Origin of the sequence: Rhodococcus sp. 14-2483-1-1 (assembly GCF_002259335.1) — a bacterium.
Taxonomy (GTDB): Bacteria; Actinomycetota; Actinomycetes; order Mycobacteriales; family Mycobacteriaceae; genus Rhodococcoides.
The window spans coordinates 16,915-41,100 of record NZ_NPFX01000019.1 but is presented as its reverse complement, the minus strand read 5'-3'; the positions used below and the strand labels follow the sequence as shown (position 1 = coordinate 41,100).

27 protein-coding genes are annotated in these 24,186 nt (G+C 64.1%); 11 read left to right on the top strand and 16 right to left on the bottom strand.

Annotated features, from left to right (window positions below; genetic code table 11):
• Positions 1-7 precede the first annotated feature (7 nt).
• The 3 genes from CH294_RS17340 (at position 8) to CH294_RS17330 (ending at position 2,570) form a co-directional block, all read left to right on the top strand.
• A complete protein-coding gene (locus CH294_RS17340; protein WP_094738643.1) occupies positions 8-913 on the top strand; it encodes an NADP-dependent oxidoreductase in 906 nt (301 codons plus the stop codon).
• Positions 914-1,057: 144 nt separating this feature from the next.
• Entirely contained in the window at positions 1,058-1,732 is a 675-nt protein-coding gene (locus CH294_RS17335; RefSeq protein WP_094609809.1) for an HNH endonuclease family protein, read from the top strand.
• A gap of 10 nt (positions 1,733-1,742) precedes the next feature.
• Positions 1,743-2,570 (top strand): shikimate 5-dehydrogenase, encoded by an 828-nt coding sequence (locus CH294_RS17330; protein ID WP_094615977.1) that lies wholly within the window; start codon positions 1,743-1,745, stop codon positions 2,568-2,570.
• 18 nt (positions 2,571-2,588) lie between these two features.
• On the opposite strand, the gene nagB is transcribed toward CH294_RS17330, so the two are convergent.
• Genes nagB through CH294_RS17315 form a run of 3 tightly spaced genes read right to left on the bottom strand, consistent with a single transcriptional unit; the run spans position 2,589 to position 5,803 of the window.
• Positions 2,589-3,377 (bottom strand): glucosamine-6-phosphate deaminase, encoded by a 789-nt coding sequence (nagB, locus tag CH294_RS17325; RefSeq protein ID WP_094738642.1) that lies wholly within the window; start codon positions 3,375-3,377, stop codon positions 2,589-2,591.
• Positions 3,378-4,559: an amidohydrolase family protein gene (locus CH294_RS17320; RefSeq protein WP_094738641.1), complete on the bottom strand. Its 1,182-nt coding sequence runs from the start codon at positions 4,557-4,559 to the stop codon at positions 3,378-3,380.
• Positions 4,556-5,803, bottom strand: a complete 1,248-nt coding sequence (locus tag CH294_RS17315) for a PTS transporter subunit EIIC (RefSeq protein WP_052058747.1) — start codon at positions 5,801-5,803, stop codon at positions 4,556-4,558. Before CH294_RS17315 ends, CH294_RS17320 begins: the two co-directional genes overlap by 4 nt.
• 178 nt (positions 5,804-5,981) lie before the next feature.
• Between CH294_RS17315 and CH294_RS17310 the strand changes: the two genes are divergently transcribed.
• Entirely contained in the window at positions 5,982-6,212 is a 231-nt protein-coding gene (locus CH294_RS17310; RefSeq protein WP_032378914.1) for a PTS glucose/sucrose transporter subunit IIB, read from the top strand.
• On the top strand, positions 6,209-6,673 hold the full coding sequence (locus CH294_RS17305; RefSeq protein WP_094738640.1) for a PTS glucose transporter subunit IIA: 465 nt from the start codon (positions 6,209-6,211) through the stop codon (positions 6,671-6,673). The genes CH294_RS17310 and CH294_RS17305 overlap by 4 nt, the downstream gene beginning before the upstream one ends.
• A 2-nt stretch (positions 6,674-6,675) precedes the next feature.
• Here CH294_RS17305 and CH294_RS17300 read toward each other — a convergent pair whose 3' ends face one another.
• Positions 6,676-7,422, bottom strand: a complete 747-nt coding sequence (locus CH294_RS17300; RefSeq protein WP_032379495.1) for a GntR family transcriptional regulator — start codon at positions 7,420-7,422, stop codon at positions 6,676-6,678.
• Between the two features lie 179 nt (positions 7,423-7,601).
• Here CH294_RS17300 and CH294_RS17295 point away from each other — a divergent pair, with 179 nt between their 5' ends.
• Positions 7,602-8,819, top strand: coding sequence for a benzoate/H(+) symporter BenE family transporter (locus tag CH294_RS17295; RefSeq protein WP_094738639.1), 1,218 nt, complete (start codon positions 7,602-7,604; stop codon positions 8,817-8,819).
• 10 nt (positions 8,820-8,829) lie between these two features.
• Positions 8,830-9,303, top strand: a complete 474-nt coding sequence (locus CH294_RS17290; protein ID WP_032378917.1) for a thioesterase family protein — start codon at positions 8,830-8,832, stop codon at positions 9,301-9,303.
• A gap of 4 nt (positions 9,304-9,307) precedes the next feature.
• On the opposite strand, the gene CH294_RS17285 is transcribed toward CH294_RS17290, so the two are convergent.
• Positions 9,308-10,333, bottom strand: a complete 1,026-nt coding sequence (locus CH294_RS17285) for a phosphotransferase family protein (protein WP_094738638.1) — start codon at positions 10,331-10,333, stop codon at positions 9,308-9,310.
• 104 nt (positions 10,334-10,437) lie between these two features.
• Positions 10,438-10,764 (bottom strand): hypothetical protein, encoded by a 327-nt coding sequence (locus CH294_RS17280; protein WP_052058748.1) that lies wholly within the window; start codon positions 10,762-10,764, stop codon positions 10,438-10,440.
• Between the two features lie 581 nt (positions 10,765-11,345).
• Here CH294_RS17280 and CH294_RS17275 point away from each other — a divergent pair.
• The gene (locus CH294_RS17275; RefSeq protein WP_094615971.1) at positions 11,346-12,059 is read left to right on the top strand and encodes a hypothetical protein; all 714 of its coding nucleotides are present in this window, start codon (positions 11,346-11,348) and stop codon (positions 12,057-12,059) included.
• A 52-nt stretch (positions 12,060-12,111) separates the two neighbouring features.
• Here the strand turns inward: CH294_RS17275 and CH294_RS17270 are convergent, their stop codons facing one another.
• The 3 genes from CH294_RS17270 to CH294_RS17260 are packed head-to-tail and all read right to left on the bottom strand — an operon-like array spanning position 12,112 to position 14,974.
• A complete protein-coding gene (locus CH294_RS17270) occupies positions 12,112-13,533 on the bottom strand; it encodes an NAD(P)(+) transhydrogenase (Re/Si-specific) subunit beta (RefSeq protein ID WP_032402893.1) in 1,422 nt (473 codons plus the stop codon).
• Complete coding sequence (locus tag CH294_RS17265) at positions 13,533-13,856, bottom strand: NAD(P) transhydrogenase subunit alpha (RefSeq protein ID WP_032378920.1); 324 nt, start codon at positions 13,854-13,856, stop codon at positions 13,533-13,535. Before CH294_RS17265 ends, CH294_RS17270 begins: the two co-directional genes overlap by 1 nt.
• A complete protein-coding gene (locus tag CH294_RS17260) occupies positions 13,856-14,974 on the bottom strand; it encodes a Re/Si-specific NAD(P)(+) transhydrogenase subunit alpha (protein WP_094738637.1) in 1,119 nt (372 codons plus the stop codon). The genes CH294_RS17265 and CH294_RS17260 overlap by 1 nt, the downstream gene beginning before the upstream one ends.
• A gap of 253 nt (positions 14,975-15,227) precedes the next feature.
• On the opposite strand from CH294_RS17260, the gene CH294_RS17255 reads away from it, so the two are divergent.
• Together CH294_RS17255 and CH294_RS17250 are read left to right on the top strand one after the other, a co-directional pair.
• On the top strand, positions 15,228-15,668 hold the full coding sequence (locus CH294_RS17255; RefSeq protein WP_094738636.1) for an HIT family protein: 441 nt from the start codon (positions 15,228-15,230) through the stop codon (positions 15,666-15,668).
• Positions 15,665-16,309: a Type 1 glutamine amidotransferase-like domain-containing protein gene (locus CH294_RS17250; protein ID WP_094738635.1), complete on the top strand. Its 645-nt coding sequence runs from the start codon at positions 15,665-15,667 to the stop codon at positions 16,307-16,309. Before CH294_RS17255 ends, CH294_RS17250 begins: the two co-directional genes overlap by 4 nt.
• Positions 16,310-16,316: 7 nt before the next feature.
• Here CH294_RS17250 and CH294_RS17245 read toward each other — a convergent pair whose 3' ends face one another.
• The gene (locus tag CH294_RS17245) at positions 16,317-16,628 is read right to left on the bottom strand and encodes a hypothetical protein (RefSeq protein ID WP_032378924.1); all 312 of its coding nucleotides are present in this window, start codon (positions 16,626-16,628) and stop codon (positions 16,317-16,319) included.
• A gap of 232 nt (positions 16,629-16,860) precedes the next feature.
• On the opposite strand from CH294_RS17245, the gene CH294_RS17240 reads away from it, so the two are divergent.
• A complete protein-coding gene (locus tag CH294_RS17240) occupies positions 16,861-18,243 on the top strand; it encodes an FAD-linked oxidase C-terminal domain-containing protein (RefSeq protein ID WP_032378925.1) in 1,383 nt (460 codons plus the stop codon).
• Here CH294_RS17240 and CH294_RS17235 read toward each other — a convergent pair whose 3' ends face one another.
• The 6 genes from CH294_RS17235 to CH294_RS17210 are packed head-to-tail and all read right to left on the bottom strand — an operon-like array spanning position 18,244 to position 24,185.
• Positions 18,244-19,554 (bottom strand): aspartate aminotransferase family protein, encoded by a 1,311-nt coding sequence (locus CH294_RS17235; RefSeq protein ID WP_094738634.1) that lies wholly within the window; start codon positions 19,552-19,554, stop codon positions 18,244-18,246. It abuts the gene before it with no gap.
• On the bottom strand, positions 19,555-20,694 hold the full coding sequence (locus CH294_RS17230; RefSeq protein WP_094738655.1) for an ABC transporter substrate-binding protein: 1,140 nt from the start codon (positions 20,692-20,694) through the stop codon (positions 19,555-19,557).
• Positions 20,695-20,705: 11 nt separating this feature from the next.
• Positions 20,706-21,449, bottom strand: a complete 744-nt coding sequence (locus tag CH294_RS17225; protein ID WP_032402899.1) for an ABC transporter permease subunit — start codon at positions 21,447-21,449, stop codon at positions 20,706-20,708.
• Complete coding sequence (locus CH294_RS17220; RefSeq protein WP_094738633.1) at positions 21,446-22,225, bottom strand: ABC transporter ATP-binding protein; 780 nt, start codon at positions 22,223-22,225, stop codon at positions 21,446-21,448. Before CH294_RS17220 ends, CH294_RS17225 begins: the two co-directional genes overlap by 4 nt.
• Positions 22,222-23,157, bottom strand: a complete 936-nt coding sequence (locus tag CH294_RS17215) for an ABC transporter permease subunit (protein WP_094609785.1) — start codon at positions 23,155-23,157, stop codon at positions 22,222-22,224. Before CH294_RS17215 ends, CH294_RS17220 begins: the two co-directional genes overlap by 4 nt.
• Positions 23,154-24,185 carry a TIGR03842 family LLM class F420-dependent oxidoreductase gene (locus CH294_RS17210; RefSeq protein ID WP_037154594.1) on the bottom strand — a complete coding sequence of 344 codons (1,032 nt, stop codon included), beginning with the start codon at positions 24,183-24,185 and terminating at the stop codon, positions 23,154-23,156. The genes CH294_RS17215 and CH294_RS17210 overlap by 4 nt, the downstream gene beginning before the upstream one ends.
• Position 24,186 lies beyond the last annotated feature (1 nt).

Genomic DNA, 24,186 nt, shown 5'->3' with positions numbered 1-24,186 from the left:
TGGTCACATGATCGCGTACGGCTTCAGCGAATACGGCGGACCCGAAACCGAGTCCCTCCTCGAGTTTCCCGTTGCCGAGCCCGGACCGGGCCAGATTCTCGTCGCGGTGCACGCGGCCGGGGTGAATCCCGCAGATTGGAAGGTGCGGAAGGGCACCCGCAAAGACACGGTGCAGATCACTCTGCCGGCAGTGCTCGGGCGGGAAGCGTCGGGCACCGTCGTGGATGTCGGTGCCGGTGTGACCGACTTTTCGGTGGGCGACCACGTCTTCGGGGCAACCGCGTCGGGACACGGCGGCTACGCGCAGTACACCGTGTTCAATGCGTCGAGCACCGCTCACAAGCCCGAGACGGTCTCCTGGGCCGCGGCGGCCACTCTGCCGGTCGCGGCGGGAACCGCGTACGACGCGCTACGCCAGTTGGCCACGAGTGCCGGCGATACCGTTCTCGTGCTGGGCGCGGGTGGCGGTGTGGGTTCGGCCGTACTGCAACTCGCTCGGGCGGACGGAATCGCCATCGTGGCAGTGGCGAGCGCGGGCAAACGGGAGTGGATCGAGAGCCTCGGTGCCCGGTTCCTCGAATCCGGCAGTGATATCTCGGTCGCGGTCACCCGGCCGGTGGACGCCATCGTCGATCTCGTCGGCGGAGAGACGTTGCGTGCGGCGGCGAGTGCCGTCGGGCCGGGCACACCGATCGTGAGCGTCGCAGACCCGGTGCTGGCGTCCGAATGGGGTGGTTCGGGAGTCGATCGCGATCGCACGACCGCTGCGTTCGCACGGCTGGCAGACCTGACCGCGTCGGGCGTGCTGAACCCCCGTGTCGATCATGTGTTCCCACTCGAGCGCGCAGGTGAGGCCCTCGCCCTGGTCGAGAACGGGCACGTGGCCGGCAAGGTTGTCGTCGAAGTCCGCTGAATTCGCCCTGGCAGCCGAATTCCGCAAGTGTGTCGGTACCGTCCGGCACACTGCTGCCGCGAAGGCCGACTGCGGGAGAACGACGATGGGGCGTGTGTGAGAAAACTGTGGGTAGCGGCGGCGCTGGTGGTCGCCGCGGTGGTGATGGCTACTTTCGGATCGTGCGACCGATCCGTCATCCCCGGCTTCTCCCCTGCCGCGCCCGCACCTGGCAGCCCCACCCGGGTACAGATCGAGCAATTGCTGGACCAGGTTCGAGTGGTCGCCGCGCGGCCCGACGCCCTCGGGTACGAGCGTGGATGCAAGAGCGGCGAAGGCTGCGTGTTCGGACCCGCCTGGACCGACGATTACGACGGGCCGGGCGGCCACGACGGTTGCGGAACTCGCGACAACGTTTTGGCGCTGTCGATGACGGAGATCGAGTTCCGCGCAGGCACCCGCGACTGCGTGGTCCTGTCGGGTTCGCTCGCAGACCCGTACTCCGGTGAACGGCTGCAGTTCACCAAATCCGATGCCGGGAAGATTCAGATCGACCACGTCTATCCCCTGTCGGCTGCCTGGGACATGGGCGCGAACATGTGGTTGCCCGACAAGCGCATTCGGTTCGCCAACGACATCGCCTTCAATCTGCTGGCGGTCAACGGAGCCGACAACCAGACCAAGAGCGACAAGACACCGTCGCAGTGGATGCCGCCCAATCCGGCGTACCACTGCTTCTACGCGGGCAAGTACCTCACGGTGGCCGCGCAGTACGAGCTACCGATCACCGAGGCCGATCGGGGTGCTCTGGTTTCGGTCGCGTCGACGTGTCAAGAGTAGTGTCGAGCCAATGTCAACGGCACCGTCGCGCAGCTTTCTCAACCGTGAGACCCAGCTCTGCATGTCTCTGTCCGGCCGACCGAGCAACTTCGGAACACGCTTCCACAATTATCTGTACGACGAGTTGGGCCTGAACTTCGTCTACAAGGCATTCACCACCACCGATCTTGCCGCCGCCGTGGGTGGCGTTCGCGCGCTGGGCATTCGAGGCTGCGCCGTCTCCATGCCGTTCAAGGAAGATGTCATCGAACTGGTCGACGTGATGCACGAATCGGCGAGCGCAATCGAATCCGTCAACACCATCGTCAACGAGAGCGGCGTTCTGCACGCCTACAACACGGACTATCAGGCCGTAGCGAACCTGCTGGCAACCCATTCCGTGTCGCCCGAGTTCTCGGTGGCCGTCACCGGCAGCGGCGGCATGGCAAAGGCTGTGGTTGCAGCACTACGAGATTCGGGTTTTACCCGCGGCACCGTCGTCGCCCGTAACGCGAGCACCGGCCCGGCCCTTGCCGAGACATACGGCTACGAATGGTCTGCCGAGGCAGTGCCCGCAGATCTGTTGGTGAACGTCACCCCGCTCGGCATGGCCGGAGGGCCCGGAGCCGATTCGACACCGTTCACCGCCGAACAGATCGGCGCGGCGCAGGCCGTGTTCGACGTGGTCGCCATGCCGTCGGAGACGCCGCTGATCGTGGCAGCCCGAGCGGCGAACAAGCCCGTGATCACCGGTGCCGAGGTCATCGCCCTGCAAGCGGCGGAGCAATTCGTTCTCTACACCGGGGTTCGGCCGTCGGACGAGCAGATCGCCCGCGCATCGGAGTTCGCCCGCAGTTGATTCACACCCGCAGTTGATTCACAAGTGTTGCCACCGAGGCTTGTTGGCGTAGGCGTATCGGTAGTACTCCGCCAGAGCCAGGGACGACGCCGCAGCCTCGTCCAACAGCACGCTCACGTGAGGGTGCCACTGAATCACCGACGCCGGGCAGTGTGCCGACAACGGTCCCTCGACAGCCGCGGCGACCGCTTCTGCCTTCGACTCGCCCGTCGCGATCAAGACGAGGTGACGCGATTCGTCGATGGTGCCGAGGCCCTGCGTCAGCACGTGATGTGGCACTGCATCGGGCGAGTCGAAGAAGCGCGCATTGTCGGTACGGGTCTGTTCGGTCAGCGTCTTCACCCGAGTCCTGGACCGCAACGAGGACCCGGGCTCGTTGAAGCCGATGTGCCCGTCTGTCCCGATTCCCAGGATCTGAACATCGATGCCGCCCGCCTCCGCAATTGCCGCGTCGTACCGCTGCGCCTCCGCTGCGATGTCGTGCGCTTCGCCGTCGGGCGAGAACACCGCGGCGTCGTCCAGATCGACGTGGTCGACGAAGTTCTCGCGAATGAACGAAAAGTACGACTGTTCGGCACTTCTCGCGAGACCGATGTACTCGTCGAGCAGAAACGCTCGACAGTGCGAGAAACACAGTCCCTCGTCGCGATGACGTCTCGCCAATTCGCGATAGGTGCCCACCGGCGTCGATCCGGTTGCCAGGCCCAATACGGGGGTTGAGACGTGGGTTGTCCGAACTGTTCGCTCGACGATGTCGGCGGCCGTTCGATCCACCGCGTCCACTCCGTCGAGGATCACTATCTCCATCTAGCTGTCCTCCTCTATCGCGATTCCGCCCCGGATGACCTGCACCGGCTCGAATGTCGCGTCGACCACCAACACGTCGGCTCGCATTCCCTGCTGTAGCCGGCCGATATCCGAACCCAGACCGATCGTCGCCGCCGGTGTCGACGACCCCGCCCGCACTGCCTCGACCAACGACACACCGGCGTCCTGTACGGCCCGGCGCACCAGGTCCAATACCGTCGCGGTGCCACCCGCGATCGGTGCTGTCTCGGGATCGGTGTCACGAGACAATCGTGCGACCGAGTGATGGACGGTCACGTCCAGTGGCCCGAGTCGATAGCGGCCATCGGACATACCGGCGGCGGCCATCGCATCGGACACCAGCGCGATCTGCTCACCACCGACGAGATCGAATACCGCGCGCACCGTCTCGTCGGCGAGATGCACTCCGTCTCCGATCAATTCGAGCACCATGCCTCCGCGCGCCGCGGCGGCCAAGCATTCGCTCACCGGCCCCGGTGCTCGGTGGTGCCAGGTCGGCATTCCGTTGAACAGGTGCGTGGCCGTGATGGGCCCGCTCCCCAGAGTTCGGATACCGCGGCGGGTGGTGAGAGCGTCGGCGTCCGTGTGCCCGATGCTCGGCACGATGCCGTTCTCTCTCAGCATCTCCGCAACGGCCGCAAACCCGTCGACCTCGGGTGCGAGAGTCATCGACCGCACCGCTCCCCTGCCCGCGCCGATGATGTCCGCCAGTAGACCCGGATCACCGCTGCGGAGCGAGGCCGGATCCTGTGCGCCGCATCGGGCGACCGACAGAAACGGACCCTCGATGTGCACCCCGGCGATGTCACCGGATTCGTACAGATCGGCCAACAACGATGTCTGGCCGATCAGCCGTTCGGGCGGTGCCGACACCAGAGAGGCAAGCATCGTCGTGGTGCCGCGGGATCGGTGGTGCCGCACCGCCGTCATGAGATCGGCAGCTGCGGAATCGGGGAACGACGCCCCCGCGCCGCCGTGGCAATGCACATCGACCAACCCTGGGAGAATTGTCGAATCGGATTGCGGTACAGCGTCACCGGTCCAGAGTCGAGTAGGTCCGACCCACGAGATGCGGTCTCCCGTCAGCACGACCGTACCGTCCTCGATAACCTCCTCGCCGGTGACGACCCGCCCTCGCAACGTCGTGGAGTGCTCGGTCATGCCTGTGTCGGTTCGGCCACCGCATCGTCCTCACGGCCGGGGGTACGTAGGTTCCACTTCTTGATGACGAAGCTGAACAGGAAGTAGTAGATCACCGCGTACACGAGACCGATGGGGATCAGTAGCCACGCCTTGGTGGCGATTCCGTAGTTCAGCAGGTAGTCGATGCCACCGGCGGAGAAGAAGAATCCGTCGTGTATTCCGAGGGCATTGGTCAGTGCCATCGAGGTTCCGGTCAGGACTGCGTGAATGATGTAGAGCGGCCAGGCGACGAACATGAACGAGTACTCGAGCGGCTCGGTGATTCCGGTGACGAAGGCAGTCAGGCCGGTGGACAACATGATTCCACCGACGATCTTCTTCTGCGACGGCTTGGCATTGCGGTAGATCGCGAATGCCGCAGCGGGAAGTGCGAACATCATGATCGGGAAGAATCCGGTCATGAACACTCCAGCGGAGGGGTCGCCGGCGAAGAACCGGTTGAGGTCGCCGCGCACCAGCTGCCCGCTCGCATCCTGGTAGTCGCCGACGAGGAACCAGACCACGGAATTCAAAATGTGGTGCAGTCCGGTCGGAATCAGCATGCGGTTGGCGAAACCGTAGATGCCGCTGCCCACCACACTGTGGTCGGCGACGGTATTGCCGACCCAGTTGAGCGCACTGTAGAAGAGCGGGTAGACGAACGACATGACAACGGCGACAACAAGACCGGTGATCGCTGTCAGGATCGGCACAAGCCGGCGGCCGCTGAAGAAGCCGAGATAATCGGGCAACTTCTGACGGTAGAACCGCTGCCAGAGGATTGCCGAGAGCAGACCGATGACGATGCCCGCGAGAACGCCGTAATCGATCACTGCCGGGTCACCGTTGGCATCGACCTTCCCGTCGAGCACCACCGGTGACATCGCCGTGAAGACACCGTTCATCACCATGTATCCGACGACCGCAGCGAGCGCTGTCGAGCCGTCCGACTTCTTGGCCCAGCCGATCGCTATACCGACGGCGAAAATCAGGGGAAGCCAGGTGAACACAGCCTGACCAGCGGCCGAGATGACTGCGGCGGCGGTCTCCAGCGCGCTGAATCTGCCCAGCAAGTCGTCTTGGCCGAGCCGCAGCAAGATTCCTGCAGCAGGCAGAACGGCAATGGGAAGCATGAGACTGCGACCGAACCGTTGCAGCCCGGCCAATGAACGGGAGTCCTTCTTCGGCTCGGTATCGACCGAGTCCGTGTTCTTCGGGGTCATGGCGACCTTCTCTTCGAGGCTGGTCCGTGAGGGTGGATTTCGCTGTTGTGACCGAGTGCCATCAGGGGTACTGTCCGGTCATTACCAGTTGTAGTTTGACCAGGTGGCAAGCTCGTGTCAACCCAGACTTGTGATCCAACCGACAGGATCGCAGCCGAGAAGAGAGTAGGAACAGAACATGTCCAAGGCGGACGCGATCGTGAAGGGCCTCGGCGGTGCCGACAACATCGTCGAGATCGAAGCGTGCATCACTCGGCTTCGCACCGAAGTGAAGGACGGCTCGTTGGTCGACGAGGCTGCACTCAAAGCGGCGGGTGCCCACGGGGTGTTCCACAAGGGCACTGCCGTTCAGGTCATCGTCGGCCCCGAAGCGGATACGCTCGCAGAAGATATCGAAGACATTCTGTGAACGACGCCACCCTGATCCTCAGCCCCGTTGCCGGCCAAGTGATCTCGCTTGGCGAGGTGCCCGATCCGGTGTTCTCCGCGCAGATGGTGGGTTCCGGTGTTGCACTGCGGCCGGCCGCGAGCGACGGTCCCGTCGAGGTTCGTTCTCCGGTCGCGGGCAAGATACTCAAGCTTCATCCGCACGCGTTCGTCGTCTTCACCGACGACAAGGCGGGCGTACTGGTGCACATCGGTATCGACACCGTGAAGATGAAAGGTGAAGGCTTCGATCTCGTTGCAGCCGAGGGAGATCGAGTGCAGGCGGGCGATCTCGTCGTCACCTACGACCCTGCCGCGATCGCAGCAGCGGGTTACTCCGATGTGGTACCCGTCGTCCTGATGGATTCGAAACCGGATTCGGTCACGAGCGCGCACATCGGCACCGATGTGGCGACGGGTGATCCCCTGTTCGAGCTGCCCTGATCTCACCGACGCGGCGTGGTGCGTCGCCGCCCTTCCACCTCCATCGACAGCTGGTATCGATCGCATCGGTACCAGCTTTCCGTGTGTTCGAGGGGCTCGTCACCGCTGAAGGAGACTCGGTCGAAATACAGCACCGGCGCACCACGCTTGGTGCCCAGCAGGGTCGCCGTATCACTGTCGGCCGCGGTCGCTTTGACGGTCTGTTCGGCCCGGTCGATGGTCAAGCCGTAGTGGGTGTGCACGGCCTCGTACACGGACCTGCTCAGATCGTGTTCGATCAGGCCGGGAAGCAGGGCCGCACGAAACCATCCGTCGTCGACGCTCACCGGCTCCGCGTCGGCCAATCGAAGGCGCTTGACGTGGTAGGTCTGCTCCCCGACGGCCAGGCCGAGGGCACGAACGGTTGCCGCCGAGGGGTTTTCGAGTCGGGCGAAAAGCACAACTGTCGTCGGTGTCAGTCCCTGCGCGCGCATCTCCTCCGAGAACGACGCCAGATGCAGGCGAGATTGCACGGTCCGGCTGGCCACGAACGTGCCTTTGCCACGCACGCGCACCAGATGGCCGTCGTTGACGAGTTGCCCGATCGCTTCCCTGACGGTGATACGGCTGACGCCGTAGTCCTCCATCAGCTTGCGTTCGCTCGGCATCAAGTCGCCCGGCTGAAGCTCCTTGGTGCAGCGGTGCAACAGAATTGCGCGCAACTGTTCGTGTTTCGGGACCTGACTGTCCCTCAGATGTACGGGCATCACCACTGCGCCGGCCTTTCGGTCAATCGCCGAGCCAGCGGTACGGACTGGTCCGGTCCAACCGAAGACTACGCGACGTCGGTACCACCTCGACAGCATTCCGCTACCCGAGGAACATCGCGGCCTTCGTCCGCTGGGAAAAGATGCGACAGACCGCGGCCCACCGTGCATGATCGACACTCGTGACCGCTGCCGATTCCGCCTACGGACCGACTCCACTCTCGACTCCCATCAGTGCCGGAATCGTGGCCTCACTGGTGGGCTTCACGAGCTCCTTCGCCGTCGTGCTGACCGGCCTGCGTGCGGTCGGCGCCACCCCGGCAGAGGCGGCGTCCGGACTGTCGGCGCTGTGCGTGACGCAGGCGCTGGGCATGATGTGGCTGGCCCGCCGATACCGACAGCCCATCACCTTGGCGTGGTCGACGCCCGGTGCGGCGCTGCTGGCCGGAACCGGCGTCGTGGCGGGAGGGTGGCCTGCCGCCGTCGGCGCGTTCGTCACGGTCGGGATCCTGATCGTCCTGACGGGCCTGTGGCCCCGACTGGGTGCGCTGGTCTCGAGAATTCCAGTGCCTCTTGCCCAAGCAATGTTGGCCGGTGTTCTTCTACCCCTGTGCTCGGCACCGGTGGCCGCGTTCGCCGACTCCCCCCTGCTGATAGCGCCGGTGGCGGTCGTCTGGCTCGCGGTTCTCCGTTTCAGCACCCGCTGGGCAGTGCCCGCAGCGTTCGTTGCAGCGGCCGCTGTCATCGCCGCAAACTTGATCGGCAGCGGCACCTCGATCGCGACGTCCGATCTCGTTCCCGGAATCAACTGGACGGTTCCGCACTGGACCTGGCAGGCCACGATAGGGATCGCGGTGCCGCTGTACATCGTCACGATGGCGTCGCAGAACATTCCTGGCACCACGGTCATGGCGTCGTTCGGATTCCGAATCCCGTGGCGTGCGTCGATGACGGTCACCGGAACCGGCACCGTCCTGGGTGCATTCGCCGGCGGCCACACGATCAATCTCGCGGCGATCAGTGCGGCGTTGTCGGCCAATCCCGGCGCACATCCGGATCCGAAGCGGCGATGGATCGCGGCGTTCTCCGCCGGTTGCTCGTATCTGGTTCTCGCTCTGTTGGCCACGGCTCTGGCGACTCTGGTGGCCGCAGCACCAGCGGGGGTGGTGGAAACCGTTGCCGGACTTGCCCTGCTGGGAACTCTCGCCGCGTCGTTGTTCGGGGCACTCGAACACGCGTCGGACAGGGAAGCGACCGTTCTGACGTTCCTCGTCGCCGCATCCGGCCTGACGTTCGCAGGAATCGGGTCCGCCTTCTGGGCGTTGGTCGTCGGGCTCGTCGTGCGAACGATCCTGCGGCGGCAGTCCCCGATCGCTACTGCGCCCGAGGAGACTGGCTAAGGTCTCGTTCATGGCGGATCAGGTGAACGAAAGTGCGGAGTTGTCTCGTGCGTCGGATTTTCCGGCATTGTGGCCGGTGCCGACGCGGTGGGACGACAACGACCATTACGGCCACGTCAACAACGTCACCTACTACGCGTATTTCGACACTGCCGTCAACGGCTGGTTGATGGAGACGACGGGTGTGGACATTCGGGAACTCCCGGCGATCGGCGTGGTGGCGGAAACGTCGTGTCGTTACCTGTCCGAGTTGAGTTTTCCGGATCGCCTTCAGGTCGGCCTGGCCGTCGAGAAGTTGGGTACCCGCAGCATCGTGTACTCGCTCGCGCTGTTCCGGGAAGCCGAAGACGATGCGCTGGAACTGGCAGCCCGGGGTCGTTTCGTGCACGTCTACGTCGACGGCGTCACGCGCAGACCTGTCGCGATCCCACCCGAGATCGAAAGCGCAGCACGCACTCTGGTGATCGGAACCTCGGCGAGCTGACGGTCTACAGGCCGATCTCGTCGGCGGTGTTCACCGCACGGGTGACGATGTCGTCGATGAGAGTCGTGGTGGGCCCGCCCGCGATCGCTCTGTTTCGTGAGTCCGCTTCCATTCGTCGCATGACGCCTTCGGCGATGATCGCGAGCTTCCACAGCGCCAACACCTGCCAGAATCCGACGTCGGAGACATCGCGCCCCGTGTGCTGAGCGTACGACTCGACGAGCTCGGCCCTGGTGGGGAATCCGGGCAAGGTCGATGCCATGAACGGGCCCGCGACCCCGTCGTCGGCTTGCGGCCAGTAGGCAAGCAGTCCGCCGAGGTCGGCCAGCGGATCCCCGAGAGTGCACAGCTCCCAGTCGACGACCGCAGCGACTCGACCGTCGTCGCGGGCGGTGATGACGTTGCTGAGGTGAAAATCTCCGTGCACCACGGTCACTTCGTGCTGGTGCGGAATGCCTGCTGCGAGTCGGGCTGCGAGAGAATCGATGCCGGGTACGTCCCGGGTGCGCGAGGACTCCCATTGCTTGGTCCATCGGGCCAGTTGACGAGCGGCGTAGGGCTTGTGGCTTGCCAGGTCGGCCAGACCGGACGACTCGAGATCGACGCGGTGAATATCGGCGAGCGCTACGGTCAGCCCGAGCCCGACTCGGCGACGATGGTCGATGTCGAGTTGCTCGGCCACCGCGACCGAATCGACCACAACACCGTCCACGAAACTCATCAGCACCAGAGGAACATCGGAGATCGACGAATCCTCGGTCACCGCAATCATTTTCGGAACCGGCACCGCAGTGTTCTGCAAACCCGAAAGAATTCGATGTTCGCGCACCACGTCGTGCGCCGAGGCCAGCAGGTGTCCGAGCGGTGGCCGACGAAGAACCCAGGCGGACCCTCCCGCGTCACGCACCTCGAACGTGAGATTCGACTGGCCGTTTCCGATTCGACGATAGGTCAGCGGGGACGTAGCGCCGATTCCCAATCCTGCGATCCAGGTCGAGACCGCATCTTCGTCCAGTCCCACTGCGCCCATCCAGTGCCCTCATTTCGCTGCGCGACGAAAGATCGTCGACTGCCGTCATCCAATCGGATGATCGTAGCGAAGCGCAGCCCTTTCGAGGGCCGAGACACCGAGAGTCAGCTGGCGCGTTCGAAGGCCGAGATCAGCGCCGGCGTAGCGATAGCGGCTGCAGGCACCGACGCGCCGTGACGCCTGACGGCGATCTCGTCCACTTCACCGACAAGCAAAGCAACCAGCGCGTCCGGCTCCGCGTTCCAGACCGAGGAAATATTGCGCACCTCGGCGGGGGCGAAGAGTCCACTGCTGGCCAACGCATGGATCCACTCGGTCACGGCGTCGGCGGTAGGCTCGGGCATGACGGACCGATCGAGAGAGTCCGCTTGGAACTCGTTGCAAAAGAACGCGCGGACCATATCGAGCTGTCCCTGAGACATTGCGGTCATGTTCTTCTCCTTCGAGTTTTCGGCGTCCGATACGTGGCGATACCCGCGTTCGACGGGTACTCGAGACCGTGTTCAGATCGTTATCAAGTTGCCTGTAACGGCGGAACACGGTTTTCCGATGCGGCTGAAACTACGCCCTTTTGGTCGGTCTCGCCCTAGGTGAGCTGGACTATGTGACTATCGTCACACAGATCTACCCATCCAATCAACGTCTTGCAACGAAGTCATAGTTCGCGTTACGAATTACTGTGACCGGGGACAACGGACGGAACTTTGCCCAGGTAGACGGCCCGATGCCTCTGAGAGCGCCGGAGTCGATCGTTCAGAACCGGACATATGCCCGGGATGAAGCCCGAGCCGGATACAGGCTCGAACACTGTTCCAGCGCGCGAAAACATTCCTCTCACCCGCATTGAGGCCATTCTGCCGACCTGCAGCGGGTTCGAGCGAGGTCATCCTCGACGGGAGACCGACACCGAGTCCTGAAGTGGTGCTGTGATCGAAACGTTACCGCGAAACCATCAGGGCGTTCTCGAGTTCCTCACACGCGGCGTTCAGGCTGATCGGGCACTGTGGCTGTCATGTCACCGTCGAGCCTCGAAAGCGGACCGATCCAAGCATCCCGTCGAACAGGAAGCACCGCAGCACTCGGCGGTATCTCGGCACATCTGCGCCGACGAGCGATCGCCGCGCGAGCGGCGGTGTCGGGTTTCTCGGCAACCGCTCTGCTGGTGCTGGTGATCTCGACACCGCAGGTGCCATCGCCCGCGTCTGCGGATACGTCGCCGGTCGCAGCACTGGCCACCGCCGCGCTCGATGCGATCGACGTGACCACGGTGTTGATTGCCGTCGCCGTCCTCGCCGCGGTCGCGTTGCTACGGAAACTGCCGTATGGAATCGGGGTGGTGATCGCCTGCACCATCGGGGCAGTGGTGACCGGCGAGCTCGCTCGTGAATTCGCCGGAGCGTCCGTCTCGTCCACCGCGCTCCCCTACGGGCAGCTCGTTGCGACGGCAGCATTGCTCGGTGCCGCGTCCATGGTGGCCTCCACAGCGTGGCGACCCGTGGTCCTCGGTCTGGGTAGCGCGGCGACACTTGCGGTGGCAGCGGCGGCCCTGATCACCGGAGCTGCATCGATCGTCGGGATCGCGAGCGCACTGCTGGTCGTCTTCGTGTGGTGGCCTGCATGCTCGATCGTCATGCTCTACTCCCCCGATGCCGCTGCTCGCGAAGCGCGCAACCCGCTGGATACGGCAGCGCTGGCCGTCCAACGCAAGATGGGACGCTTCCGTTGACATCGAGAACCGATGCCTGAAGCGTCCCACCTGGTCGGAGCTGAGGTCGTAGCTAGAGAGCCTTGAGCTCCTCGGTCACCTCCGAGACCGACTTCTTTGCGTCACCGAACAACATCGACGTGCCCTCGGCGAAGAACAGAGGGTTCTCGATGCCCGCGAATCCGGACGACATCGATCGCTTGAGAACGATGACCGACTTCGACTGATCGACGTTCAGGATCGGCATCCCGTGAATCGGGCTCGACGGGTCGTTGCGCGCCGCGGGATTGGTCACGTCGTTCGCGCCGATGACCAACGTGACGTCGGTGCGGGAGAACTCGTCGTTGATGTCGTCCATTTCCTTCATCGCGTCGTACGCGACGTCGGCCTCGGCGAGCAACACGTTCATGTGACCCGGCATGCGACCGGCGACGGGGTGAATGGCGTACTTGACCTCGACGCCCTTCGACTCCAGCAACTTGGCCATGTCCTTGACCGCGTGCTGCGCCTGCGCAACAGCCAGACCGTATCCGGGTACGACGATGACCTGGTTGGCGTAGGCCATCTGGATCGCGGCGTCGGCTGCGGACGTTGCCTTGACCGTTCCGCCGCTTGCACCGGCCGGACCGGCAGCAGCATCGCCGCCGCCGAATCCACCGGCGACGATCGCCGGGATGGAACGGTTCATCGCCTTGGCCATGAGGTTGGTCAAAATCGTGCCGGACGCACCGACGATCATGCCCGCGACGATCATTGCCGTGTTGTTCAGCGCCAGACCGGCGGCCGCCGCCGACAAGCCCGTCAGAGCGTTGAGCAGCGAGATGACCACCGGCATGTCCGCGCCGCCGATCGGCAGCACCACTGTCAGGCCGAGGATGCCCGCGAGCACCAGAACCGCGACGATCCACCACTGCGATACTCCGCCGCCCGGAGTGGCGTTGATGCCGATGACCACCGCAGCGGCAACCGCACCGATGAGCAGCAGGGCATTGAGCGGCTGCTGCAGCTTGCCGATGGTGATGGGCGAGCCGGGCAGAGTTTCCTGCAGCTTGAGGAATGCGATGAGCGAGCCCCAGAACGAGATCGAACCGATGATCGCCGCGAACAGCGAGCCGATGACGATGTGCACCGTCGGCGACTCACCGTGGTTGAAGCTCGAGAATCCGGACGTGTCGAGGAACTCGGCCCACGCGATCAATGCGACCGTGCCACCGCCGACGCCGTTGAACAGCGCCACCAGCTGCGGCATCGCGGTCATCTTGACCTTGCGTGCCGGCGGGATTCCGAGCGCGACGCCGACGACGAGTCCGACGATGATCAGGATCCAGTTCTCGGTGTCGCGAATGGAGATGAGCGTCGCCACGACGGCGACGAACATGCCGACGGCAGCGATCTGGTTGCCGCGAACGGCGGTCTTCGGGCCGGTCAGACCCATAAGGCCGTAGATGAACATGCCGAAGGCGACGATGTAGAGAATGTTGACGAGATTGTCCATCAGGAGTCAGCACCCTTCGAGGTCTCGGCAGGCACCGGCTTGGACTTGAACATGCCGAGCATGCGGTCGGTGACCACAAATCCACCGATGACGTTCACCGTTCCGAACACAAGCGCGACGAACAGAATGACCTGCAGGCCGATCGAGGGGTCCTCGACCTTCCCGAGTACGACGAGGGCACCGAGCACCACGATGCCGTGGATGGCATTGGTTCCCGACATCAGTGGGGTGTGCAAGGTGTTGGGCACCTTGGAAATCACCGCGAAGCCGACGAACCCGGAGAGCACCAGGATCGCGATGTTCGCGAGCAGCGGGGTGTACATCAGTTCTCCTTCTCACGTGTCACGCAGGCACCGGCAAGGACCTCGTCCGAGAAATCGGGGGCGAGCTTGCCGTCGACCAACATGAGTTCGAGCAATGCCGAGATGTTCTTCGAGTACAGCTCGCTGGCGTGCTCGGGCATCGAGGCCGGGAGGTTCAACGGGGAGCAGATGGTGACGTCGTGCTTGACGACGGTCTGACCGGGCTCTGTGAGTTCACAGTTTCCGCCCGTCTCGCCGGCAAGGTCGACGACGACACTGCCGGGCTTCATCCCTTCGACAGCTGCGGCGGTGACCAGCCGGGGCGCGGGTCGGCCGGGTACCAGTGCAGTGGTGATGACCACGTCGAAGCCCTTGATGGCTTCTTCGAGCGCCTCCTGCTGTTGCACACGCTCGTCTTCGGTCAGCTCACGCGCGTATCCGCCCTCACCGGCTGCGTCGATCCCGAGATCGAGCCACTGTGCGCCGACGGATCGAACCTGATCTGCCACCTCAGGACGCACGTCGTACCCGGTCGGTCGGCCGCCGAGACGCTTGGCGGTAGCCAACGCTTGCAGACCCGCCACCCCGACGCCGAGGACCAGCACGGTCGCGGGCTTGACGGTGCCCGCGGCGGTGGTCAACATCGGGAAGAATCTGGTCGATTCCGAGGCCGCCAACAGCACGGCCTTGTAGCCCGCAACGTTGGCCTGCGAGGACAGCGCGTCCATCACCTGGGCGCGCGAGATACGGGGAATCGCTTCCACGGCAAAGGCCTGCACGCCTGCAGCCTTCAATGCGCCGATGCTGTTCTCCGCGTTGCGCGGTGCCAAGAATCCGATGAGCGTCGAACCGGACGTCAGCTTGGCAATCTCGGCATCGGACGGCGGCGCGACCTTGACGACGACATCCGCCGACCATGGATCACCGATCGTCGCTCCGGCGGCAACATACAGTTCGTCCGGAATCAGAGCGCCGAGACCGGCACCCGATTCCACGACGATCTCTACGCCCTTGCCCGTCAGGGACGCAACGATCTTGGGCACCAGAGCGACACGACGCTCGCCCTCCCCCGATTCCCGAACCACACCGACGACTGTCGTGGATCCCGAACCCTTCTCCGTGCTCTGCGATGTATCCAAATCTCCGTCTTCCTGCGTTGAATGGTGTCCACATGTCGGCCAACGGCCCCGAACTTGCGACGAGTGGACGAACCCATGCGACAAGGCACAAGGTCCCTGATAGTAGCCAGAGGAAACAGACCGCGGGTAGCCCGGAACATTGTCCGATTCGTTCTGAATCGAGTCCGTTCGACATTCCCCGACTACGGGACGCGCATTTGTGTTGCACGTCACACTGGTCTATCGCTGATGATCGGACCCTACAGTGACACCCGTGGAATCTTGCATCTTCTGTGCCATCGTCGCGGGGGACGCGCCCGCGCACCGCGTGTTCGAGAACGACCACACCGTCGCCTTTCTCGACATTCGGCCGATCAGTCGTGGTCACCTCCTCGTCGTTCCGCGCGAGCACGCCACCGACCTGAACTCGAGCCATCCGGACGCGGCCGCCGAGGTGTTTCGCGTCGGGCACACCCTGGCGCGCGCGGTGCGGCACTCGGACCTGCGCGCCGATGGAGCGAACCTTGTGATCAACGACGGCAAGGCTGCCTTCCAAACGGTCTTTCATCTGCACCTTCACGTAGTGCCGAGGTGGCACCGTGATCGAATGCGGTTCGCGGCCGGATTCGTCAACCGTCGCCTGCGCGAGCCCGATCGTGTCGCGGACGCCGTCCGCGTCGGGCTGACTCGGCTGAACGGAGAACCGCCGGCGTGAAACTGTTCCTGTCGTCGTACCGATTCGGCGGTCACTCCGCCGCCTTCGTCCAACTCACCGGGCCGCCCTCGGATCTCGCCGTCATCGCGAACGCGTCGGACGCGTGGCCCGCCGCGGCGCGCGAATCCTCGCTCCGCAGCGAGTTCGGTCCGCTGCGCGCTCTCGGGTATCGACCGGTAGAGGTGGATCTACGCGAGTACGCGGGTCGGCCGGCAGCGTTCGAGCGTGCCCTCGAAGGATTCGGTGCGGTATGGGTGCGCGGCGGCAACACGTTCGTCCTGCGCGCCCAGCTCGCCCGCTCGGGCGCAGACGACATTCTGAGCGAGCGTGTTCGCGGGAACTCGATCGCCTACGGCGGCTACAGCGCAGGTGCATGCGTGGCGGCTCCGTCACTGATCGGAGTCGAGGACGCGGACGACCCCGACGAGGTTCGACCCGCCACTGGCATCGATACGGTATGGGACGGACTGAATCTGGTCGACTTCTCGATCGTCCCCCACCTGAATTCCGTTCTGGACGAAAATGATTCGGGATGGGCTACTCTGCAACGCTTGCGCCGCGATGGCGTGTGCTGTCACGGTCTGACCGACGAACAGGCCATCGTTGTCGATGATTCGGGGACACGGATTCTGGGTGGCTGAACGCCGATCAACCCAGACGGGCCAGTGGAGCCAGCCGGTCGAGTGACGACCACGCCAGGGAGCATCGTCGTGCGGTCATCTCGTCCGCATCGAGGACGAGCATGTCGAACAACTGGCGCGGTGCCGCCCGCCACGAGTCCGCAATGTGCGACACGGTGGCTTTCTCGAACAGCCCGGAATGCGCCAAGGCCTGGACCCACTCGTCGATTTCACCTCGATGGATCCGCTCGATGGTGTCGTATTCGACTCCGCCACCCAGGAATTCGTACGAGAACATCGCCGCCACGTAGTTCCAGGAGTCACTTCCGGGATCGATCATGGTGCAGCCTCCTTGTCGACTCGCGTCACATGGGGCGCGAGGTTCGCTGCGCTGGACGCTAGCGTGGCGAACTACAAGATTGCGTGTCGACGACGCATCGATCTGGTAACGCCTGAGGCTGGTGTTACTGATGTGACTCGACATCGGAGAAGGCATCCCTCGTCCGCGCCGCACCCGAGGCCATGACAGACTCGAGTGGCGACGGTCACATTTTCGACGTGAGGAGAACCGGATGTCGGTGACGACGGATGCAGATGCCCGACTGACCGAACTCGAATCCCTGCTTCCTGCCGGTGCCGTGGTCACCGACCCGGACATCACCGAGGGATACCGACGCGATTGGGCCAAGGACCCCGACGCAGGTACCCCGCTGGCCGTTGTGCGCGCTCAGTCGACCGAGGACGTTCGTGCCGTCATGCGCTGGGCCACCGAACACAACGTGGCGGTCGTTCCGCGCGGTGCCGGTTCGGGATTGTCCGGCGGTGCCACCGCTGTCGACGGCGGAATCGTGCTCACCACGGAGTTGATGCGCGAGATCACCGTCGATCCGGTGACCCGCATAGCCGTCGTACAACCCGGGCTGCTCAACGCCGAAGTCAAGAAGGCAGTCGCCGAACACGGTCTGTGGTACCCACCGGATCCGTCGTCGTTCGAGATGTGTTCCATCGGCGGCAATGCGGCCACCAACGCCGGCGGGCTGTGCTGTGTCAAGTACGGCGTCACCACCGACTACGTTCTCGGACTCGAGGTCGTCCTGGCCGACGGAACTGCCGTCCGACTCGGCGGACCACGCTTGAAAGATGTTGCCGGACTGTCACTCGCGAAGCTCTTCGTCGGATCCGAGGGCACCCTGGGCATCATCACCGAGATCACCCTGCGACTGATCCCGGCACAGCCTCCGGCCAGCACCGTGGTCGCCTCGTTCGCGTCGGTTCACGATGCGACGACTGCGATTCTGGCCATCACCCGTACCTTGCGGCCCTCCATGCTCGAATTCATGGACCGCGCGTCCATCGGTGCCGTCGAGGACGCCATGAACATGGGACTCGACCGCGAGGCAGCAGCGATGCTGATCGCTCGGTCCGACTCACCAGGTGCCGATCGGGGGCGTGAAATCGAGATCATGGCGGCCGCGTGCACCGAGGCCGGTGCCTCGGATGTCTTCACCACCGACGACCCCGACGAGGGTGAGGCCTTCGCTGCCGCACGGCGATTCGCCATTCCCGCCGTCGAACGACTCGGCAGCCTGCTGCTCGAGGATGTCGGTGTTCCGCTACCTGCCCTCCCGGCCCTCGTCGATGGAATAGCCGAACTGTCCGCGAAATACGACGTACTGGTTGCCGTCATCGCGCACGCCGGCGACGGCAACACCCACCCGCTGATCGTGTTCGACCCCGAGGACGCAGACATGACCCGCCGAGCCAACGTCGCCTTCGGAGCGATCATGGATCTCGCAATTTCGTTGGGCGGCACCATCACCGGAGAACACGGCGTCGGTCGTCTCAAGAAGGCCTGGCTGCCCGATCAAGTCGGAGAAGACGTCATGGAACTGACCCGCCGCATCAAGACCGCTCTCGACCCGGCGGGCATTCTCAACCCGGGTGCTGTGCTCTGATCACCCGTCGACGGTGAACCCGTCTGCCACCGTCAGAACCTCGTCGAGGATTTCCAGTCCCTGACGAATTTCGTCCTCGGACGTCGTCAGCGGCGGCGCGATCTGGAGTCGATTTCCGGCGACGAAGGGCCACAGACCCCGTGACTTCGCCGCGGCGGTCACCGTGCCCATTGCCGCCGCATCCTTGCCCGACGCGGCGAAAGGCACCAGCGGCTCTCGGGTCGTGCCGTCCTTGACCAGCTCGACGGCCCAGAAGAATCCCTTGCCGCGCACCTCGCCCACACTGGGATGAGATTCGGCCAGCTTGGACAGGCCCGCACCCAGTACGTCCTCGCCGACGTGACGCACGTGCGGAAGGATTTTGTCGCGCTCGAACACTCCGATGGATGCCACGCCCGCGGCGCACCCGAGCACGTGGCCGGAGTAGGTCAACCCGCCCGGATAGGCTTTGTGGTCGAACTGCGAGGCGATCTTCTCCGAGATCACGACCCCGCCGAGGGGCACGTATCCTGAGTTGACGCCCTTGGCGAACGTGATCAGATCCGGTGTCACATCCCAGGCCTGGCACGCGAACCATTCGCCGGTTCGCCCGAAGCCGACCATCACTTCGTCGGCGATGTAGACGATCCCGTACTTGTCGCACAACGCCCGAACGCCGGCCAGATATCCGGGCGGCGGGATCAGCACACCGTTGGTGCCGATGACCGATTCCAGGATCAGTCCGGCGATGTTCTGCGCACCTTCGAGCACGATGACCTGTTCGAGGTGTGCCAGTGCTGCGGCCGTCTCCTCTTCGGGAGTCGTTGTGCCCCAGGGCGACCGGTACGGATACGGCCCGAAGAAGCGTACGACGTCGACATTGGTCGGCTCGGTGCCCCATCGCCGCGGCTCACCGGTGAGACCGATCGCGACCCCGGTTCCTCCGTGATACGACCGATACGCGGCAAGCATCTTCGTGCGCCCGGTGTGCTGTCGCGCCAGCCGCACCGCATGTTCGACGGCTTCTGCGCCTCCGGTCGTGAAGAACACCCGGTTCAGATCACCCGGGGCGCGTTCGGCGATCAGCGCCGCGAGTTCACTGCGCTTGTTGTTGGCCACGGTCGGAGAAATAGTGGTCAGCACCTGGGCCTGTTCGACGATGGCGGCCACCACGTCGGGGTGTTGATGCCCGAGATTGACGTTGACCAATTGGGAAGAGAAGTCCAGATATCGCTTGCCCTTGTCGTCCCAGAACCACGACCCCTCGGCTCCTTCGACGGTGATCGGGTTCAGTTCGGCCTGCGCCGACCAGGAGTAGAACACGTGATCCATCTACTTGCCGCCTTCCTCCAGTGTGACCTCCATCGGAGCGTACGACTCTCCGGTGACGTCCACACCGTCGGCCTTCAACAAATCCAATGCCTTGCCGACGTATTCGTTGGTGTAGGCCTCGGCATCGGGATCAGCGGTGAGCACCGTCGAGCCCTCGGCGTTCTTCGTGGTCTTCGCGATGTCCACGGTTTGCTGCCAGGCGGCCTCGTCGATCATCCCGATGCCTTCACCCGACGGCCAGATCAACTTGTTGACTTCGTTGACCTGCCAGAGCTGATGGCTCGCGCCGAGTGTGGACCCCGCAGCGACGGTGATGTCGCGGCACTTCTCGACGTTGTCTCGGCAGAAGATCCAGCCCTTCAGCGAGGCCGCCAAGAATTTGACGGTCTGATCCTGGTAGGCCTCGTCCGAGAGCTTGTCGGTATTGGCCCAGATCGCGTCCTGCAACATGGCAACCCCGTCGTCGTTCCAGTTCAGCGAGCTGAAGTCGTCCGCCGTGTACAGCGCTCCGGTTGCAGGGTTCACGGTCTCGAGCAGCTGGGCGTACTCGTTGTACGACATCGCTTGGGCGGCAGCAATGTCGCCGGACAGTAGGCCGTTCATGTCGAACTGCTGCTGCACCAACGTCACGTCGGATGGACTCACCCCGGCCTGGGTCATGCCTGCGAACAACTCGAATTCGTTGCCGTAGCCCCAGTTTCCGACGGTCTTGCCGCGAAGGTCGGCGGGTGAGGCGATGTTCTGATCCTTGAACGAGACCTGCAACGTGCCGGATTTCTGGTAGATCTGAGCGACGTCGGTGATTCCCGCCCCGGCCTCGCGGGAAGCGAGCGCTTTCGGGACCCAGGCAACGGCATAATCGGCCTGTCCCTGCGCCAGCACGGTCTGCGGAACGATATCCGTTCCGCCGTCCAATATTTCGACGTTCAGTCCCTGCTCGGCGTAGAAGCCCTGATCGACGGCCGCCAGATAGCCCGCGAACTGGCCCTGTTTGAACCACTGCAATTGCAGCTTGATCGTGGTGTTCCCGTCGCCACCGGCATCGGTTTCGGCCGTGGTGGTGGTGCTGCAGGCCGAGGCGACTACCGCCAGTGCCATGACGACGGCCAGCAGGCGTCGGGGGGTTCGAGTGATCTTCACGTTCAACTCTCCTAGGTACGACGGCGGGACACGAGCTTCTCGAGCAAGAGAACGACCAGAAAGAAGAGCAACCCGACTGCGATGGCACCCACGACGTAGGCCCATGCCCGGGGGTAAGCGGTGTTCGCAGCGGCGGAGGTGATCCGCGACCCCAAACCGTTCTGCAGTCCACCGAAGTACTCGCAGATGATGGCAGCAATGACAGCATTCGGAGCCGCAACCCGCAACCCGGTGAAGATGTGTGGCACCGCGGACGGAAGGCGTACGATGCGCGTGAACTGCCAGCCGCCGACCGCATACGACGTCATCAAATCCTGATGCACCGGCAGTACCTGACGGAGTCCTTTTGCCGCACTTACGAATACCGGAAAGAACACGACGATGGTCACGACGAGGCGGCGGGGTAGATCCGTGGTCGAGGAGAACATCGAGTTGAACACCGGAGCGAGGGCGACGATGGGAACCGCTGCGGCACCCGCCGCCAGCGGAGTGAGAAGCTCGTCGACGATGCGAAGGCGAACGGCCACCATCGCTGCGACAAGACCGAGTACCGATCCTGCGATCAGTCCCACCAACGCATTGGTTCCGGTTGCCACACTTGCCGATCCGATGTTGCCGACGTTACGAGCGAACTGCTCGGCAATCGCACTCGGTGAGGGAAGGAGGAACGACGGTACCCCGGCGACGACGGTCAGCAGCTGCCACAATCCGAGCAGGACAACGCCGAACACCACCGGCGGCAGCCAGACTTTCATCGGAGATCCGCACCGCGAATTATGCGCCCGTGCAGCGCATCCCGAACCGAGGTGATGGCAGCGAAGAAACCCGTCGATTCACGTGGGTCACCGTCGGAGTCGAATGGGTCGATCGTGAGCGTGTCCACGATCCGGCCCGGCCTGGGCGACATCACGACCACTCGATCGGACAGATACACCGCTTCGGGAATGGAGTGGGTCACGAACACCACCGCTGCACTGGACTCCTCGGCTATGCGCAACAGATCGTTCTGCATCTTCTCGCGCGTCATCTCGTCGAGAGCGCCGAACGGTTCGTCCATCAGCAACAGTCCGGGCGTTCGAGCCAATGCACGAGCGATCGCCACGCGTTGCTGCATGCCGCCCGACAACTGGCTGGGAAAGCTGTCGGCAAAATCGGTGAGTCCCACGAGTTCGAGCAGTTCGCGTACCCGTTCCGCGCGTTCTCGTTTGGACACCTTGTGCAGCTCGAGCGGCAACGCAACGTTCGACTGCACAGTTCGCCAGTCGAGCAGCCCTGCCTGCTGAAATGCGATGCCGTACTTCTGTTCGACCCGAGCTTGCCGCGCCGTCAGACCGAACACCGACACCGCACCGGAGGTGGGTTGCTCGAGATCGGCGATGACGCGAAGCAGCGTCGACTTGCCGCAGCCGGAAGGGCCGATCAGGGAGACGAATTCGCCGGGAGCGATCGACAGCGACACATTGTCGAGCGCTGTCACTCCCCCATCGAACGTCTTGCCGACGCTCTCGACGTCAACGGCATGCACGGTCATGAATCCGCCCTTCGCGCAGGAGTACGGCCTGCATATCGACCCAGAGCGATATCGAGCAGGGCCACCAATCCGGTGACCACGAGTCCGAGCACCGCTGCACCCAGAACAGCTGCGTACAGACGAGACGCGTCACCTGTCGCCTGTTGCGAGAACACGATGATCTGCCTGCCGATACCGCCGGTGGTTCCGGTCGAGATCTCGGCAACGACAGCACCGATCACAGCGGCCGCGGCAGCCAGCCGCAGAGACGGGATCAGGTGCGGCACCGAGGCCGGGAGCCGTAGCCGCAGAAGCGTGGTCCACCATCCGGCCGCGTAACTGTGCATCAGATCCAGGGATGCCCGGTCGGGTGCACGTAGGCCGCGCAGCATCCCCACCGCCACCGGGAAGAACGCGAGATACGACGCGATGACGGTGATACTCATCCACGGCTGCCAGGCGTACCCGCCGATGGCGATCTTCCCGCCCCAACCGGCGACGAGCGGTGCCAGCGCAATCAGCGGCACCGTCTGGGAGACGATCACGTAGGGCAAGACGGACCGCTCCACCCACACGAATCGTTGCATGGCCACAGCCAGCACCAGTCCGACCACCGCCCCCAGAACGAATCCGAGCACCGCGAGACCGAAAGTGAACAGTCCGCTCGAGACGATCGCAGCGCCGACACTGCGTGCCCCGGCAACGTTCACCTCCGGCTCGGTCAGCGCCGCCAGCACCGACCACACATGCGGCAGAGCGCCGTCGTCGGTGCGCGGCAACACCCGCACACCGCCGACACTCACGCCGTTCTCGGGGACGAGCACTTTCACCAGCTCCCACAACACCAGAAGCAACACGATTGCGGCCACCGCCATGACCGGTCGACGAAGCCCTCGCGCCGAGCGGGCGGGAGTAGGAGCTACCACCGCCGCCTGATCGAGAACACCGGTCACGACGTAGCCGTCACGGACTTGCGGATCTGCGGAATGATGCTCTCTCCGTACGCCTCCAGCGTCGCAGCCTTGGCGTCGTGCTGGAGGTAGACCGAGAACTGGTCGACCCCGAGTGCCTCCAGCTCCTTCAGCTTGGCGATGTGATCGGCCGGGGTGCCGAGCAGGCAGAACCTGTCGATCACCTCGTTCGGAACGAATTCTGCGTGCGAGTTTCCTGCTCGACCGTGCTCGTTGTAGTCGTACCCGGTACGCGCTGCGATGTAGTCGGTGAGTGCCTGTGGAACACCACCGCCATCGCCGCCGTAACGCGAGACGATATCGGCGACATGGTTACCGACCATCCCACCGAACCACCGACATTGGTCGCGGGCATGTTCGAGGCCGGCCTCGGTACCGTCGGTGACGTAGGCGGGCGCTGCCACACAGATCGAGATCGAATCCGGATCGCGGCCCGCCTGCTCGGCCGCGGCACGCACTCGACCGATCGTCCAGGCAGCAATATCCGGATCGGCCAACTGCAGGATGAAGCCGTCCGCTACCTGCCCGGTGAGCTCGAGGGCTTTGGGTCCGTACGCCGCCACCCACACCTCCAGCCTCGAGTGCTCTGCCCACGGGAACTGCACTGTCGTCTCACCGACCCGGGCACTCCGCCCGTTCGCAAGACTGCCGATCACCTCGATCGACTCTCGAAGCGCAGCAAGCGTTGTCGGCTTACCGCCGAGAGCGCGAACCGCGGAATCGCCACGGCCGATACCGCACACCGTGCGATTGCCGAACATGTCGTTGAGCGTCGCGAATGTCGATGCCGTCACCGTCCAATCGCGCGTAGCCGGATTGGTGACCATCGGGCCCACCGTCACGCGCCTCGTCGCGGCCAGAATCTGGCTGTAGATGACGTACGGCTCCTGCCACAGCAAGTGCGAATCGAAAGTCCATACGTGCGAAAACCCATGTGTCTCGGCCTGCCTGGCCAGATCGATCACACGGGACGCCGGCGGATTGCACTGCAGCACTACCCCGATGTCCACG

Coding starts and splice junctions, on each gene's coding strand:
- CH294_RS17290 (WP_032378917.1), top strand. CDS start 8,830: ATGGCGGATCAGGTGAACGAAAGTGCGGAGTTGTCTCGTGCGTCGGAT.
- CH294_RS17285 (WP_094738638.1), bottom strand. CDS start 10,333: ATGGGCGCAGTGGGACTGGACGAAGATGCGGTCTCGACCTGGATCGCA.
- CH294_RS17280 (WP_052058748.1), bottom strand. CDS start 10,764: ATGACCGCAATGTCTCAGGGACAGCTCGATATGGTCCGCGCGTTCTTT.
- CH294_RS17270 (WP_032402893.1), bottom strand. CDS start 13,533: ATGGACAATCTCGTCAACATTCTCTACATCGTCGCCTTCGGCATGTTC.
- CH294_RS17275 (WP_094615971.1), top strand. CDS start 11,346: ATGTCACCGTCGAGCCTCGAAAGCGGACCGATCCAAGCATCCCGTCGA.
- CH294_RS17235 (WP_094738634.1), bottom strand. CDS start 19,554: ATGGATCACGTGTTCTACTCCTGGTCGGCGCAGGCCGAACTGAACCCG.
- CH294_RS17330 (WP_094615977.1), top strand. CDS start 1,743: ATGTCAACGGCACCGTCGCGCAGCTTTCTCAACCGTGAGACCCAGCTC.
- nagB (WP_094738642.1), bottom strand. CDS start 3,377: ATGGAGATAGTGATCCTCGACGGAGTGGACGCGGTGGATCGAACGGCC.
- CH294_RS17315 (WP_052058747.1), bottom strand. CDS start 5,803: ATGACCCCGAAGAACACGGACTCGGTCGATACCGAGCCGAAGAAGGAC.
- CH294_RS17220 (WP_094738633.1), bottom strand. CDS start 22,225: ATGACCGTGCATGCCGTTGACGTCGAGAGCGTCGGCAAGACGTTCGAT.
- CH294_RS17225 (WP_032402899.1), bottom strand. CDS start 21,449: ATGAAAGTCTGGCTGCCGCCGGTGGTGTTCGGCGTTGTCCTGCTCGGA.
- CH294_RS17245 (WP_032378924.1), bottom strand. CDS start 16,628: ATGATCGATCCCGGAAGTGACTCCTGGAACTACGTGGCGGCGATGTTC.
- CH294_RS17265 (WP_032378920.1), bottom strand. CDS start 13,856: ATGTACACCCCGCTGCTCGCGAACATCGCGATCCTGGTGCTCTCCGGG.
- CH294_RS17240 (WP_032378925.1), top strand. CDS start 16,861: ATGTCGGTGACGACGGATGCAGATGCCCGACTGACCGAACTCGAATCC.
- CH294_RS17310 (WP_032378914.1), top strand. CDS start 5,982: ATGTCCAAGGCGGACGCGATCGTGAAGGGCCTCGGCGGTGCCGACAAC.
- CH294_RS17320 (WP_094738641.1), bottom strand. CDS start 4,559: ATGACCGAGCACTCCACGACGTTGCGAGGGCGGGTCGTCACCGGCGAG.
- CH294_RS17340 (WP_094738643.1), top strand. CDS start 8: ATGATCGCGTACGGCTTCAGCGAATACGGCGGACCCGAAACCGAGTCC.
- CH294_RS17335 (WP_094609809.1), top strand. CDS start 1,058: ATGGCTACTTTCGGATCGTGCGACCGATCCGTCATCCCCGGCTTCTCC.